The following is a 15,226-nucleotide window of genomic DNA, read 5'->3' on the forward strand; positions in this document are numbered from 1 at the left end:
ATCTTATTTCATAAGCATGGATAAGGATTGTGTATGCCCGTAAGTTCAATGAAAAACAAAGGGGTGGTGGGGAAAGTCCTACTGCCTTCTTTACTCATAAATCTTCTCTCTCTCGCCGTTCCGTTAACGGTTTTACAAATTTACGATCGTATTTTACCTAACCAAAGTTACGGTACTGCCACTCTGTTGTTGGCGGGTGCAGCGTTGGCTGTTGCCATGGAAGCATTGATCCGGTTTGTGCGTACTTGGCTTTTGTCAGCCGCGGCCAGCAATACCGAGAAAGCGACCTATCAAACCTTGGTTGAAAGAGTAACAACGGCTTCATCAGGCCATCTTCGCCACATTGGTGTTGGCGGCGTGGAAGAGGGGCTGGGCTCAGTATCAAAAGTCAAAGATTGGTATTCCGGCGGTGTGATTGCAGGCTTTATTGATTTGCCTTTTGCATTGATCTTCTTGGGCTTGGTGGCTTACATCGGCGGTGAGCTGGTGGCGATACCTTTGGCAGTTTGGCTGATTACTCTCGGAATTGTTTGGTTATCTTCTATTCGCGTTAAAAGTCTAAGTGAAGAAGCTTCCCAAGATGAGCAGGAGCGAAAAGCGTTTTTGATTTTGTTAAGCCAAACCATTCAAGGAATCAAACGTCAGGCTGTTGAGTCTCGAATCTTCAATCAGTTTAAATCCCTCAATAATGTTCGCTCTCAGTCTAAAGCGAGAGAAGAAGAACAGAACGCCTTCGCCCAAGAGTGTATTCAGCTTGCTGCATTAGCCACGTCAGTTTTACTGGTGATTACGGGGAGTTTGTGGGTGTTGGATGGCCAGTTAACCACTGGTGGATTGGCGGCATGTTCTATCTTATCGGGAAGAGCCGTCGCACCTTTAAGTGCTCTGGTTGGGGTTAGAATCAAGCTTAATTCAATACACAGTGCCAATCAGGCAATAGAAAAATTGAGTGACTTATCATTATCGGAATCTTCAGATTCTGAGCAAGTTGAGAACCACTTATCTGACTTTGAGACGTTGGAAATCAAGCAAGCGACCGTTGAAAGATATGGTGAACTATCTCATGCAGATGTCACACTGAATAAAGGTGAGTTGATATTGTTAGAGAGTGAGGGTCGCCACACCAACAGTCATTTATTGTCGTCGATTGCAGGTATTGATGATCTAAAAGCGGGTGAGTGTTTCATTAACGGAGCTGCAGTTTCAATCGCATCCGTAACCAATATTGTGGCCTACTGTGGCGTTAAAGGGCAGTTGGTGTCGGGTACTATTCTCGACAACTTGTGCGGGTTTGACCCTGAGAAAACGCAAAGCGCCAGTGACTATGCAAAGCGTTTGGGTTTAACCAAAGAGATTACTCGATTACCCGATGGACTAGAGACACAAATTGGCCATACGAGTGCTTCTTTGTTGAGTATGGGTAACGTGAAAATGCTCAATATCGCGGCTCAATTGGCAAGTGATAAACCCATAATCATGTTGGAAAGGCCGGATTCTTCACTTGATTTAGATGCCCTTGGGAATCTAGCTAAGGTGTTGGAAGAAGAAGTAACGGCAGGACGCACGATACTGATGGTGAGCTACCATTCGAAGCTTCGCGAATTGGCTAATCGAATCATTACAGTGGAAAGTCGAGCTATTACGGTCGACAGCGAGAGCAATCAGGAGGCCGTCGTATGAATCGTTTAGATATTGGTAACCCTTCAGGTACGAACAACCGTGCAGATACCAGCGGTCGACAAGAGGTGATGAACCATTTAGAAACCGAGAGCCTTTCCGTTCTTAAGCAGTTGGAAGTTAATGCTAATATCCAGTTGTTCGCACATCAATGGGTCGATGAAAATGGGATTGAATCAATCGACGATATGTTTGCCTTGTTCGACAGGCTTGCACTACCTTATCGTTTGGTTGCCAACCTAGATGAAGTTGGCGAACATAAATTAGTATTGCTGGTGCTTGGCGAACATGAGTTGCTCTCTGGTCATATAGAATCGAAACAGTTTATTGCTTTTGATGACAATGAAGACATTACTGATGTCCCTCAGTTTTGTATTGTTATCGAAGGTCCACCACTAGAGAAGGCTTCTCCTGATTGGGTTGGGGAACGGCTGCATGCGTTTCGCCCCATTATTCCTAAATTGCTGCTAGTCAGTTTTATCACTAACTTATTTGCGCTTGCGGTTCCTTTCATCACGATGTCGATTTATGACCATGTGATTGGTGGTGATGCAGGGCATGAGTTGCAAGGTATCGCCATTGGCGCAGCGTTGTTGTTTGTGATGATGGGTTGGTTGAGAACATTACGTAGCCGAGTGTTTGCTTCAGTTTCCAACCGAGTAAGTCGTGAGATTTCTCAATCCCTCGTACAGCGTCTGCTTCGTAATAGCTATGCTCAAAATCACCAAACAGCTTCTTCTAGTCAGCAAAACCAAGTGATGCTGTCAGAGCGTATTTCAGGTGTGCTATCGGGGCCATTAGGAAATGCGTTATTTGACCTACCATTCATTCTTATTTTTGTACTTGCGATAGGTGTTTTAGGCGGGTGGTTGGTACTGGTTCCAGTCGTCTCTTTAATCCTTTATTACTTGCTAGCAAAACGCTCGATACGCTCTAGCAGCAAGCGCTCTATGCAATCGACAGTGGCAGGTACGAATCGTCAAAACATGACTAATGAGCTGTCATCCAAGCTTGCCTTTATTCGCAGTGCTGGATTCTCAGAGCACTGGATTCAACGTTTCAAAAAGGCCAATCTTCTTGCTTCAACAGTGACCTTTAATCAATCGGTTCTCCAGAGCCGGTACACCTCGATTTACTATTTCATTGGTGTGGGGTCGACACTCGCCGTGATGGGGTTAGGAATAGGACTTATTTTTGAACAAGTGATGACGCCCGGTGGTTTGATTGCTTCAATGATGTTGATATCTAAGGTGACTGGCCCAGCTCAGGTGTTGGCAAACAGCGCTATGCGTTTTAATAGCTTTAATCAATCCAAGCTGCAAGTGAACCGTATTTTGTCTCAGCCGTCTGAGCGTGAATTCAGTTACCAGCATCACCCGTTACCTGTGGTAGCGCCTAACTTGAAATTAGACCAAGTGACACTGCGCTATCCCAAACAGAGTCGCCCGGCCTTGAACGGTGTGAGTTTTGATATTGAAGCCGGTGAAATTGTCGCGATTACCGGCCCTTCTGGGAGCGGTAAATCAACATTAATTGAAGTGCTGTCTGGCTTGCAGCCTATCCAAAATGGCATGGTCGAGCTTGAAGGCGTTAACCTCGTTCAATACGATCCGCAGCTTTATCGCCACTGGTGTTTTATTCGAGCCGCATATCCTGATTTGCTTACGCTGAGTATTCGAGAGTGGCTAAACGACGGTCACAAAGTCGAAGATAAGAAAATGATATCTGCAATTGAAATGGTGGGCGGAAAGCGTTGGTTCGAGACATTATCAGGTGGGCTCGATACTTCCATCAGCAGTATTCAGCCGGACAGCCTTTTTGACATGTTGTCTGGCAGCGTCGCGCAGATCCTCATTGATGCAAAAGCGCTGGTTTATGACTACCCAATGTTCTTAATGGATAATCCTGTGCCTGATGCTCACCCAAATGCTAAACGTATATTTGGTGAGTTTGTGCAGTCGAAAAAAGGAAAAGCAACGGTGATTTACACGTCCCACGATCCGGATTTAATCAAGCTTGCCGATAAAGTGGTGGTATTAAATGAAGGTGCAGTGGTTTATGCCGGTCCATTAGAGCCGGAGCAGTCTTCGAAGCAGGAACAGCCTTCAGAGCCTCAAGCTTCTCAAGAACCGCAGTTATCTGAGCAACCGTTATCTCAAGAGCTACAGCCGTCAACTCAAGAGGCGTCTGCTCAAAAAAATGCAGCCCAACAAGAACAATCAAAGTCTAAGCAAGGAGTCGCTAATGACTAAACAATCTATCGAGAAGGGCAAGCGCTACGGTGAACTTGTTGAATCACAAAATACGGCTCGTACATTGGCGCTGGCCACATGGTCGGTTGCCTTATGTGTTATTGCTTTTGCCACTTGGTCTGTAGTCACTCAAGTTGATGAAATCGCCAAAGCCAAAGGTGCTGTGATTCCGGAAGGCGAGAAGCAAGTATTACAAAGCGCGATTGGCGGGAAGTTAAAGCAAATTCTCGTTAAAGAAGGGCAGTTGGTTGAGAAAGGCCAGCCGCTTGTTGAGTTTGATGCCACTTTCCAGCGTACCGCCCTTGAAGAGCTAAAGTCCCAACAAGTGACGCTTCTAGCCAGTGTGGAACGTATGAATGCGCTGCTTGAGCAGCGTGAGCCTAACCTTGCTGAGTTTGAGGTCGATTACCCAGAGATCGTCAGCCAACAAAAAGCGCAGCTGAACGCGCAAAAAGCCCTCTACTTCCAAAAGCGTGTGGTGCTTGAGAAAGAGAGCGAACAAATTGCAGAGCAGCTTCGTAGTGTAGAAAAGGCCTTGCCGAGTTATGAGAAAGAGTTGAATGCGACTAAGCAAGAGTTGAATATACTAGAAAAGGGTTATAAATCGGGCAACATTTCACGCTTACGTGTGCTTGAAATGCGTCAAAAACTGGCCAGTATTGAGCAGAAAATTGAAGAAGCTCGTGGCAAGAAGTCGGTATTGATTAGACAAGCTGACAGTAATGACCAAAAAATCATACAGCTTCTGGCCGAGGCGAAAGCTAAAGTGAGCGATGATCGTTCTAAAGCCGTCTCTGACTTGTCAGCCCTGAACGCCAGAGTACGTTCAAGCCAAGCGAAACTGACCAACACCATGTTAGTGTCGCCGCTACAAGGTTTGGTGCAAAGCCTGCCAAGTACAAAGAACGGAGGTGTTATTCAGCCGGGTGGCACTGTGGTTGAAATTGTTCCTGTTGGTGGGAAAGCCGACTTTAAAGCTCGTTTGTCGCCAAGAGATATTGGTTTTGTGAGTGTAGGGCAGCCGACTCGTATCAAGATTGATGCGTTTGATTACAGCCGCTTTGGGGCGCTAAAAGGGGCGGTTGAGAGTATTTCACCGACCACAAGTCAAAGCGAGCGTGGCGAGATCTATTATGAAGTCGTCGTCTCGGTGGATGTTCCCTATTTCCGTGATAATCCTGAGAGCTTTTCTATCTTGCCAGGTATGACGGGCGAGGTAGATATTACAACCGGTGAGAAGTCAGTATTCCAGTATTTATGGAAACCGATTTATACCAACGTGAGTGTCGCGTTTGGGGAGCGTTAGTTTGTTTTATAGTTAAAAGTTAGAACTTAACCGAACTAAACGACTGTCTTGTATTTCAAGGTGTTAGAATAAATATCAATAGGTTATGGAAAGTTTAACTGCGTATAAAAACATATAACTTTGTCTTTCGGGAGATTCTGTCGCCAATTTGTCGCCATAAAATCTTCTCTTTAATAAGGATAAATTGTTGGAGAGATAAAGATTAAAGTTAATTCGAAGTAGATTCACAGATAGTTAAAACCATCGGCAAGTTCTGGCTAGAAACAATTTAAGGCGTTTGAGTTAATTTTTACGTTTTAGGTTACGCAAAGCAACTTGAAACTAGAAGTATTGGGGGATTTATGGTTGTCTTATCTTCTTGTTGCATAACCAAGTATCAATGCTTTACTACCAATGACTGTATTATATTGATAAAATACCGCGAAACTCCAGAAAGTTGGTAATTATGATAGACAATAACGTACCCAAACTATGAAAGTGATTATTTTATCAGGTGCTGGGCTTTCTGTTCCTTCAGAACTGCCTGCATATGAAGATATTAAAAATACACCTGAATACCAAGCATTCCAAGGAGCTTCACCTTGTGAAGTATTGGCTCTTGTAAAGAAAATTCGGCATCAATATGAATAATTTTTGCCGAATCGAGCACATTACGAATGTATGTATCTCGAAACATATTGTCAATCACTAGGAGTTGAGTTTCTACATTACACTTTAAATATTGATGACTTAATTGAGAAAGCTGGAGGGAGTGCGGTACATCTTCATGGTTGTATAAATGAACCAGACAGTATCGTTCAATGCAAAGATGTCCCTTGTGTAGACCTTTTCAATATTGAGTGGGAAGTAAACGATCTCCTAATAGTACTTGGTGTTAGTAACAATGGTTTTCCTTTAGCTGCATTAGAGGCAAATGCTTTGGCGTCTGGAGCTAAATTTGTAAACTACAACATTGTTTCTAATAGTGAAACTAGGGCGTGTTGATCTTTCGTGAATGTTTTTTGAACAGCATGGTAAAGAGTTATAATTTGCTTCGCCAAAAGTAAAACCATAACCAATACCATGCCAAGAACAATGCTAACTGATAGGGTTCGCTGGGAACTGATACTCCAAGTTATGAAAAGTACAGGTCGTATTTACGATAAAACTGAACATCGAATGACATTTGAAGGAATACTTTATCGAATGAGAACAGGTATTCCTTGGCGAGATCTACCCTCTGAGTTCGGAGAGTGGACTGCCGATTTGCTTTGATTTATCAGAGGGACAACGCCACGATATAGTGCATGCCGAAAGCTTAGTTGAGCAACTCGATGAAGTTAATACCATCGTTTGTGATAAAGGATGTGACAGCGAACCTTTCCGTACTTTTGTTAAGGAACGTGGCGGAGAAACGGTAATTGCTAAACGCAATTACGGACAAGATATAGACAAAGACAGTATGGATTGGTGTCTATACAAGTATCGTCACTTGGTCGAAAATGCCTTTGGGAGAATTAAACATTATCGAGCTATTTCAAGTAGATATGACAAGCTAGAAAGGAATTATGCCAGCATGTTATCGCTGGCATTCATGTTAATGTGGCTACCGATGTATTGTTGAACGCGAAATGTACAGCAAAGATCAACACGCCCTAGTTAATGACCAATTTAGTTCGTTGGAGCATTTCCATACAAAATACCCGTGTCATTACCTAACACCCCTGCAATGTAATCTTTACCGTTGTGCTTAACCGTCAAGAAAACCCCGTTGTAACTGCCATTTAGCGCTGATTGCGAGCAAGAAACGGCACTTGCGTTATCTGCATTAAAGTAAGATCCATTACGAACCAATTTACCTGTAATTGTACAAACGCCATTAACGACATATGAACCATCTGCGTTAATCGTCCACGTACTACCATCTGTTGTATTGGTATGAGTACCGGTGATTTGGGCAAGAGCTAATGAGTCAGTTGTTTTATTCATTGAGTAAACAAGGTTTGACCCGCTAACAACGGCTGTTAGAGTTGCAATATTGTTTGTAAATTTAGCATGCATTAACTGAATTCTTTCTTTCACAAAAACATTGTTGCTAGTAAAAGATAGACCTCTAGTTGTCATCGATGTTTCTGTCGTGGTCGCACTATCAACAAAGTAAACGATGTTGTTCGCGAAGTCACCCACAATTAGGTTGTTCTTAGATCGCTTTGAGTCAACAAGCATGACGGTCAAGTCAGTCGGGTTAACGTATAGGCCATTACCACTAAACGTTTTTACTGTTGCACTCGGTGCCGCTGACGAACCACCGCCACAACCTACAAGTACTACTGAAGCGAAAACACCTAAAATGAAGCCTTTGTTTTTCATTGTGATTACTCTTTATTATGTATAAAGATCTTATCATATCTAAAAATAATAAATCCCGCAAAGTTGCGAGAGAACCGGCGACGCTGACGGATCCCCTCATATTTTCCCTAGTCCTGCATTGTGTGTGAGCCTTTGATATTCGAACATGATCTGCACCATCAATACTGGACGTTACGTTAAGCGACTTTGTCATTACGTTAACTACGGACTAGGTGATATAAAGGTATGAATCAGTTAGTTGATACTTAACGGTGTACTCTTAAGAACTAAAGCTTTTAATTTTCCACTCTTGGAAGGCGTTGTTGCCTAAATCAGTTGAACCTTTTTCGAGTCTTGCGATCTGATCCTTTATGATGGTTAGAGCGGTGGTGACATGGGTAAGGCAAAAAAGAAGATAACTAACTGGGCGGAGTACAATAAGGCTCTGTGCAAACGGGGCTCGGTTACGTTCTGGATAGATGATTCAGCCGTAGATGCATGGCGATGCAAAGCCCATCATGGTAAGCGTGGTAGAGGCTTCCAGTACTCTGATACAGCGATTGAAACTGCATTGATGATTAAGGGGATATTCTCTCTACCATTGCGGGCTCTTCAAGGTTTTATCGACTCTATCTTTGAGCTACTGGAGGTTCCACTGACGCCCCCTGACTACACGTGTATCAGCAAACGCTCGAAGACAGTTCAGGTCAAATATCATAACAAATCCAGAGGAGCTATTCGCCATATCGCTATTGACTCGACTGGTCTCAAAGTCTTTGGCGAAGGTGAGTGGAAGGTGAAAAAGCACGGCGCCGAAAAACGCAGAACTTGGCGCAAACTGCACTTAGCCGTTGATGTAGAAACTCATGAGGCCATTAGTGCAGAAGTCAGTCTTGTAAGTGTTGGCGATAGCGAAGTGCTGCCAACATTACTCAACCCTTTACGTAGAAAGGTAGATACCGTATCTGCTGATGGAGCGTATGACACAAAAAGTTGCTATGAGACCCTGCAAAATAAGGGCAGTACTCCGTTGATACCGCCTCGAAAGAATGCGGCGCTTTGGGAAGAAGGGCATCCCAGAAATGAAGCAGTAAAGGCTTTGAAAAACGGAACAATAGCGGAGTGGAAATCTGAGTCGGGTTATCACTATCGCTCAATATCTGAGACCGCAATGTCTCGATATAAAGGACTAACCAGCGGTAAATTGAGCTTGAGATGTTATAACGCTCAAGTGGGAGAAATCATGGCGAATGTCAAAGCTATAAACAAAGTCATAGGACTAGGTATGCCTGTTCGAAGCTAACGGTGAGTCAAATATGGCGTCGTTGGTCTTTAAACCGATTTGATCAACAACGCCGTCGTATTGACTAAAAAGCATGCGAAACGGGGTGCCTCTATCTCCATTGAATTACGCAACAAAGCCACCTCAGATGACAATACTTCGGCGCACTTAACAAAATTAACCTTTATTTATAAGTGGGCATTAAGTATTATTGATAATATTAATAATAATTGATAATTAAACATGTTAAATAATGTATCTATAAAAAACAAAATTCAAATGACAATCGGTCTAGCGGCTATGCTTATGTTATTGTTGGGAGGATTCGAACTCTACATTCAACAAGAGCAGAGACTTGAAGAAAGGCATGATAAACTGCAAGCGCAAGTAGAGACTGCGGTATCCTTAGTCCAACACTTCAGAACCAATGAGTCTCTAAATATAGAAGACGCTCAAACAGCAACAAAAAAAATATTATCAGACCTCAGATACGATGATGACCACTATTTTTGGGTAACCAATACAAAAAACAAACTAATTATCCACCCGAAAAGGCTGACTTCTATTGGCCAAGATATGACTAACGTTCGAGATAGTAAAGGTAATTATCATTGGCGCGAAATGTCTCGTATTGCTAAAAACAATTCTTCAGGTTTTTTGAGTTACACATGGCGAGATCAGCAAGGAAAAGATAAAGATAAGGTTTCATATGTGTATTACATTCCAGAATGGGATTGGATTGTAGGATCGGGATTATTCATTTCTGACATCCAAGAAGATTTTCACAAAAATATCATACAGCAAAGCGTTTTATTAGTAATTATTATGGGGATCTTGTTTTCTATTAGCTTCTTTATCGGCGATAGTATTGTAAAACCAATCGAACAATTAGTTGAAAACCTCAAGATCATCGCGAGTGGCAATTTAACAACAAACTTCCAACAGAACCGAGAAGATGAGATTGGAGAGCTAAACCGAGGCCTTTGTCAAATGCAGACTACCATTAGAGGTACCTTAATTGCTGCGCAAAGTACAGCCGATAAGGCAAGTCTTTTATCGGAAAGCATAGCCTCTTCAAGTGAAGAAACCGCTCAAAGTTTAGCATCTCAGAACTCACAACTTGAGCAGATGTCAACGGCAATGAGTGAAATGTCAGCAACTATTAAGAATGTAGCTATCAACGCCGAATATAGCTCAGAAAAAACCAGTGAATCCTCGCATCAAGCACAAGCCAGCAGCCAAAGTATGGTCACAACACTTGAAGATGTTTCGGCAATCTCCCTCTCTATCGATGAAACAACACAGTTAATGGCGACCTTGAAACGCGGTGTAGATAATATAGGCCAAGTTGTGCAAGTTATCCAAGAAGTGTCTGAACAAACAAATTTACTTGCACTGAATGCCGCGATTGAAGCGGCGCGAGCAGGAGAACAAGGTCGTGGTTTTGCTGTGGTTGCCGATGAGGTTCGCAATCTTGCAAGCCGAACTCAAGATTCTACCAGTCAAGTTCAATCAACGATTAACGAGTTACTCTCTAGTACTTCTGAAGTGCTTACTGTCATGGAAAGTAATAATGCAAGTATTAGCACCTGTGTAGAAACAGCTCAACATACAAAAGACACACTAGTATCTATGGTAGGAAGCCTCAACGAAGCTAATGATATGGTCGCTCAAATTGCCGCTTCCGCTGAACAGCAAGGCATCGTTTCAAATGAAATGAGTGAAAATGTTAGTGTGATTAATTTATCAGCAAGAGAAATTAATCAAGCTAGTGTACATATGGCATCTCAAACTCAAGAGATGGCAAGTGCTGCCGAAGAGCTTAAACAACTATTGACATACTTTAAGCTGGAATAATCCGACGCACCTTGGTCTATATCGACACCTCTCCCCCGGATATAGACCAATCTATTTGCTCGTTAATATTACTAACAGAAGGTTTTTTTTCAAAACCAAAAGACAAAGTCATCAACCTACGATCGATTAACTAAGTTTACTTAAATACTTAGACTAATAACCAAGCTGTGCTAAAGACTTAAGTCTGTTGTTGCTGAGTCAAAGGTCTAGGTTGATTAAGTGTTTTTGACTGACCTCAAAGAGCAAAAAAGTGTGTTATTCACTCTACTATATTGGAGATGTAAAGATTAAAATCAATAAAAACATAAAACTATCAGTAGATTACAGTCTTTTAGATGTATTCAAGAAAGACTGTACCAAGTCACTACTAACTCCAAATAACTGTGTCTCGGTGATGACTCAACAAGAAAAACTGTCATTTTTTTTCTCTATCGTAAACCAAAGTGCAAACGCCGTTGTTATTACAAACGTTGACAGGGACATTATCTACGCCAATAAAAAATTTGAAGAACTGAGTGGCTATGCCCTATGTGAAGTTCTTGGCAAGAACCCAAGAATATTGAAATCAAACAATACCCCAGTCGACAGCTACCGCGATATGTATCGCACATTACAGTCGGGAAGTTCTTGGAAGGGTGTATTTTTCAATAAATATAAAGATGGCCCCGAGTATATTGAAGAAGCTGTTATTTCTCCGATAATGTGCGATATAGGAGAAGTTATTTGTTATCTTGCAGAAAAAAAAGACATTACAGTTCAAAGGGCTATGGAAGACAGCGTACGGAAATTGACTCATTTTGATAGTCTAACGGAACTGCCTAATCGGGCCTACTTTATCGAAGAAGCCAAGAGGATAATGGACTTTCAACTAGCTAAAGATAACTGCTTTACGATATTGTTTGCCGACTTAAACCGATTTAAAGAGCTTAATGATAGCAGAGGCCACCTTGCTGGTGATATGGCGCTAAAAGAGGTAGCTAGACGGATTGAAAACGCACTTCCGTCTGGTGATTTAGCAGCTAGAGTTGGAGGGGATGAGTTTGTTGTGATTCATCGAAAAGCGACACAAGAAAGCACTGCGCATTTAGCTGCCCAATTGGTAGCGGCACTGAGTCGACCTATCCCGATAAATATAGGACAAAAAGCTTTTCTGGGTGTTAGTATCGGAGCAGCCACATGGCCTTTGGACGGTGAAACATTGCATGATGTGCTCTCACATGCAGACTTAGCTATGTACGAAGCTAAGTCGACTGATCGGGGCTTTGTCTTCTACACGGAACAGATTGGCACACACTATCATCGTGAATTGGAGTTATCGCGCAGGTTAAATCAGGCTATACACGATAAAGATCAGTTTCATCTAGTCTATCAGCCAAAATTTTATACAGCCAGTACGGAAGTTGCAGGGGTTGAAGTTCTGCTTCGCTGGGACGAGCCTGAGCTTGGTATCATTAACCCTGGGGAGTTTATTCCTCTTGCCGAGAAGTATAGGATAATGTGTCCTCTCGGTAAGTGGGTCATCAAAGCCGCTAGTAAGCAATTTCGTCAGTGGCAATCAGAGGGTAGAGTGTTGCCAGGTAGAATGGCTGTGAATATCTCCGTTCAACAATTAGAGCAACCTGAGTTCTTTGAGAGCATTATAAGTATGATTTCAGAAGAGGGACTCTCTCCTTCCATATTTGAATTAGAAGTGACAGAGTCGGTATTGATGAGTAACCCAGAAAAAACAATGCGCGTGTTGCAAAAGTTAGAACATGTAGGATTCAGTATCGCTATCGACGATTTTGGTACTGGCTTTTCGTCTTTATCGTACCTCAAAAGAATTAACGCAAAGGTTTTGAAAATTGATAAATCGTTCATTGAGAGTTTGGCGACCAGCATACACGACAAAATGATAGTGAAATCTGTGGTGGACTTAGCTCAGAATCTGGGGTTATCCGTTGTGGCTGAGGGCGTCGAAACTGAGGAGCAAAGGCGTTATCTTGAAGAGGTCGGGTGCGACATGGTACAGGGCTACTACTACTCAAGACCACTCACCGCAGAAGAATTAATCCGAAAATTTACTTTTAAAACTTTGCTTAAGGAATGAACAATGACTGAGCATTCTTCTCCATTTTTAAATACTTTCTATTTGAGAGTGTTATCTGTCGTTCATGAAGGTTTGTCGCAAAGTTATGAAGAAGCACAAGCGTACTGATTTTTATATGAAATTAGGCTGATTTCGAGTGAAGCTGTTCCCAAACAGATAAGCTTTCAGGATTGTCAAGCAGTCCATTTTTAATTATCGACCGGCTTTGTTGCGTAATTAAATTTAGAGATAGAGCCAACCCGTTTCGCGTATTTCTTAGTCAATACGACAAGTTTCAGGCATACCTAACCCAGTAAGCTTGTTTAACGCTTTTATCATCGCGTAAGTTTCACCCACCTGGGCATTGTAATTTCTTAAGCTCAGTTGCCCTCCTAGCAACTGTTTAACTCGATACATCGCTGTTTCTGAGAGTGAACGTTTGTGGTATCCATACCGCTCTTTCCAATACTTATTTGAGCCGTATAATTTCTGGCAACCCACGGCGAGATTTCGAGGGTGACCACGCTCCCAGAAGGCTGCCCCTTCTCTTGGGGGAATAAGCGCAATGGCTCCCTTAATCTTAATAGCAGCGTGACACGCTCTCGTGTCGTAAGCGCCATCACCAGACACCTCAAGGATACTTCGGTGTGTTTGTTTCAGTAAGTTCGGGAGTACTTCTCCATCTGTAACCGTCGATAAACTTAGCTCGGCGGCAATGATCTCATGAGTGTTGGTATCGACGGCAATATGAAGCTTTCGCCAGACTCTACGCTTGCCATCCGTCCCATGTTTTTTGACTTTCCATTCACCTTCGCCATAAACCTTAAGGCCAGTAGCATCAATAGCTCTAGGTGCTGTATCGCTCCTCTCGTTTTAGTCTTAAATGAAACCTCAACTTGCTTGGCTCTACGACTGATGCAGGTGTAATGCGGACAACTTAACGGTACATGGGCTAACCTAAATATCGAGTCGATAAATCCTTGAAGCGCTCTCAATGGCCTAGAAAAAACTCGTTTCACCATGAGTGCTGTCGTGATAGCTAAATCACTGAACCGACGCGGCCTCCCGCGCTTATTCTGTTTACTTTGCGCCCACCCGCTTATTGCTTCTTCATCAATCCAAAAGGTCAGAGAGCCACGGTTAATGAGTGATTGGTTGTTTTATAACGAGGCTTGGGCATAGAGCTACGAGGAGGGTGGAGGTAGCTGATCAGATCGTAGGTTCTTGATTTAGCTACATTGAATTACGCAACAAAGCCTTATCGACCACAGCTCCACCCCAGGCACTGATTTATTTTACCTTTCACTTTTCGATGACTTTGCTCAACTATATTGTTCAGATATTTAATTTGACACACTTCAATCAAGTTGAGTATTTTTCCCATCAGCCAGAGTTGAACATTGACATTATGCAACGCTAACGCGTTGGCACCACTCTTATCGCTAACCACTTTTCCTGGTAAACCATTATAGCAGATTGCCTTGGTAAAGAAGGCGCGAGCCGCTTTCTCATCACGGCGTTTGCAGAGTGAAAAATCAATGAAATGACCGTGCTTCTAACGACTCGAGAGTAATATTTCCACTGACCTTTGACGTTAATGTACGTCTCGTCCATTCACCACGAAGAAGCGACTGGCTTCTTTATTTACGTGCCTGGTGCTCAAGCAGGGGAGCGTATTTAATGACCCAACGGTTCAATGTTGAGTGGTCAACACTGAGGCCGCGCTTAGCTAACAGCTCTTCAATTTCATGGTAGCTCAGTTTGTAGGAAATATAGTAACGAACGGACTGCAGTATGATCAGAACCTACCACCCTTGTTCGCGACAAACCCCCTAGGAGAAGGCAATGCCAACCTCACTTGAGAAGAAGAGATTTGAGTTCCATAATAAGATCGTTTGCGGGATAATTATCGATTAAAGAACAAAAGTCTTCTTCTAATTGAAGATATTTAAAAGCACGATGTCTCAAATTCCGTCTATCTTCTTCACCAAGCCACTTACTTTGGATAAAGGTACACTTTAATTCCAGCTTTAGGTCATCCATATGCTGTCCTTCTTGCCCAGTTAAAGTTTGATATTCCTCTTGTCAGCATCAGCAACTTTTTTAATTTTGACTTTAAATCCAACAGGCGACATGGTGAACGCGAACTGTTCGAACACATCTTCAGGAGCTTGCTGAGGCTCTAACGTAAATTCATTAAATAAAGAATGAAACGCCAATTTTATTTCCATAATAGCGAGTGAACGACCCGGACAAAGCCTTGCCCCCCCGCCAAATGGTTGAAGGTTCGAAAATGACGCCCCTTTTTTATTTATCCAACGATTAGGATCGAACGACATTGGATCTTCAAACAAATCGGGATCAAAACCGTTAGCATGCAGTATTACGAAAACAGGCGTGCCTTTTTTTAGGTTCATCGCGGCTTTCCGGGGAAAGCCGCTTTTATCTTCAAGAAG

9 protein-coding genes and 3 pseudogenes are annotated in these 15,226 nt (G+C 42.7%); 8 read left to right on the forward strand and 4 right to left on the reverse strand.

Annotated features, from left to right (window positions below; genetic code table 11):
• Positions 1-33 precede the first annotated feature (33 nt).
• The 5 genes and pseudogenes from AB6D80_RS14465 (at position 34) to AB6D80_RS14485 (ending at position 6,838) form a co-directional block, all read left to right on the forward strand.
• Positions 34-1,680: an ABC transporter transmembrane domain-containing protein gene (locus AB6D80_RS14465; protein WP_372032218.1), complete on the forward strand. Its 1,647-nt coding sequence runs from the start codon at positions 34-36 to the stop codon at positions 1,678-1,680.
• Positions 1,677-3,929, forward strand: coding sequence for an ABC transporter transmembrane domain-containing protein (locus tag AB6D80_RS14470; RefSeq protein WP_371708138.1), 2,253 nt, complete (start codon positions 1,677-1,679; stop codon positions 3,927-3,929). The genes AB6D80_RS14465 and AB6D80_RS14470 overlap by 4 nt, the downstream gene beginning before the upstream one ends.
• A complete protein-coding gene (locus tag AB6D80_RS14475; RefSeq protein ID WP_017098437.1) occupies positions 3,922-5,235 on the forward strand; it encodes an HlyD family type I secretion periplasmic adaptor subunit in 1,314 nt (437 codons plus the stop codon). The genes AB6D80_RS14470 and AB6D80_RS14475 overlap by 8 nt, the downstream gene beginning before the upstream one ends.
• A gap of 471 nt (positions 5,236-5,706) precedes the next feature.
• Positions 5,707-5,865: a hypothetical protein gene (locus AB6D80_RS14480; RefSeq protein WP_017101689.1), complete on the forward strand. Its 159-nt coding sequence runs from the start codon at positions 5,707-5,709 to the stop codon at positions 5,863-5,865.
• 432 nt (positions 5,866-6,297) lie between these two features.
• Positions 6,298-6,838 (forward strand): annotated as a pseudogene (locus AB6D80_RS14485) (transposase).
• A 47-nt stretch (positions 6,839-6,885) separates the two neighbouring features.
• Here the strand turns inward: AB6D80_RS14485 and AB6D80_RS14490 are convergent.
• Positions 6,886-7,584 carry a hypothetical protein gene (locus tag AB6D80_RS14490; protein WP_371708139.1) on the reverse strand — a complete coding sequence of 233 codons (699 nt, stop codon included), beginning with the start codon at positions 7,582-7,584 and terminating at the stop codon, positions 6,886-6,888.
• A gap of 373 nt (positions 7,585-7,957) precedes the next feature.
• Between AB6D80_RS14490 and AB6D80_RS14495 the strand changes: the two genes are divergently transcribed.
• The 3 genes from AB6D80_RS14495 to AB6D80_RS14505 all read left to right on the forward strand — a co-directional run bounded on the left by AB6D80_RS14495 (position 7,958) and on the right by AB6D80_RS14505 (position 12,791).
• On the forward strand, positions 7,958-8,866 hold the full coding sequence (locus AB6D80_RS14495; RefSeq protein ID WP_065679953.1) for an IS5 family transposase: 909 nt from the start codon (positions 7,958-7,960) through the stop codon (positions 8,864-8,866).
• Positions 8,867-9,088: 222 nt separating this feature from the next.
• The gene (locus AB6D80_RS14500; RefSeq protein WP_017099453.1) at positions 9,089-10,702 is read left to right on the forward strand and encodes a methyl-accepting chemotaxis protein; all 1,614 of its coding nucleotides are present in this window, start codon (positions 9,089-9,091) and stop codon (positions 10,700-10,702) included.
• 250 nt (positions 10,703-10,952) lie between these two features.
• Positions 10,953-12,791 carry an EAL domain-containing protein gene (locus AB6D80_RS14505; RefSeq protein WP_017099454.1) on the forward strand — a complete coding sequence of 613 codons (1,839 nt, stop codon included), beginning with the start codon at positions 10,953-10,955 and terminating at the stop codon, positions 12,789-12,791.
• 255 nt (positions 12,792-13,046) lie between these two features.
• Here the strand turns inward: AB6D80_RS14505 and AB6D80_RS14510 are convergent.
• The 3 genes and pseudogenes from AB6D80_RS14510 to AB6D80_RS14520 all read right to left on the reverse strand — a co-directional run.
• Positions 13,047-13,950, reverse strand: a pseudogene (locus tag AB6D80_RS14510) (IS5 family transposase).
• A 78-nt stretch (positions 13,951-14,028) separates the two neighbouring features.
• Positions 14,029-14,572: pseudogene (locus tag AB6D80_RS14515) on the reverse strand (IS6 family transposase).
• A gap of 261 nt (positions 14,573-14,833) precedes the next feature.
• Positions 14,834-15,226 (reverse strand): cytochrome P450 (locus AB6D80_RS14520; RefSeq protein WP_372188897.1); only part of this gene is annotated, 393 nt, incomplete at its 5' end.

Source organism: Vibrio sp. 10N.247.310.17, assembly GCF_041466605.1.
In the GTDB taxonomy this organism is placed as follows: domain Bacteria; phylum Pseudomonadota; class Gammaproteobacteria; order Enterobacterales; family Vibrionaceae; genus Vibrio; species Vibrio tasmaniensis_A.

What these genes read in the sequence shown, in the direction of transcription:
- AB6D80_RS14465 (WP_372032218.1), top strand. Translation starts at nt 34, where the DNA reads ATGCCCGTAAGTTCAATGAAAAACAAAGGGGTGGTGGGGAAAGTCCTA.
- AB6D80_RS14470 (WP_371708138.1), top strand. Translation starts at nt 1,677, where the DNA reads ATGAATCGTTTAGATATTGGTAACCCTTCAGGTACGAACAACCGTGCA.
- AB6D80_RS14475 (WP_017098437.1), top strand. Translation starts at nt 3,922, where the DNA reads ATGACTAAACAATCTATCGAGAAGGGCAAGCGCTACGGTGAACTTGTT.
- AB6D80_RS14480 (WP_017101689.1), top strand. Translation starts at nt 5,707, where the DNA reads ATGAAAGTGATTATTTTATCAGGTGCTGGGCTTTCTGTTCCTTCAGAA.
- AB6D80_RS14490 (WP_371708139.1), bottom strand. Translation starts at nt 7,584, where the DNA reads ATGAAAAACAAAGGCTTCATTTTAGGTGTTTTCGCTTCAGTAGTACTT.
- AB6D80_RS14495 (WP_065679953.1), top strand. Translation starts at nt 7,958, where the DNA reads ATGGGTAAGGCAAAAAAGAAGATAACTAACTGGGCGGAGTACAATAAG.
- AB6D80_RS14500 (WP_017099453.1), top strand. Translation starts at nt 9,089, where the DNA reads ATGTTAAATAATGTATCTATAAAAAACAAAATTCAAATGACAATCGGT.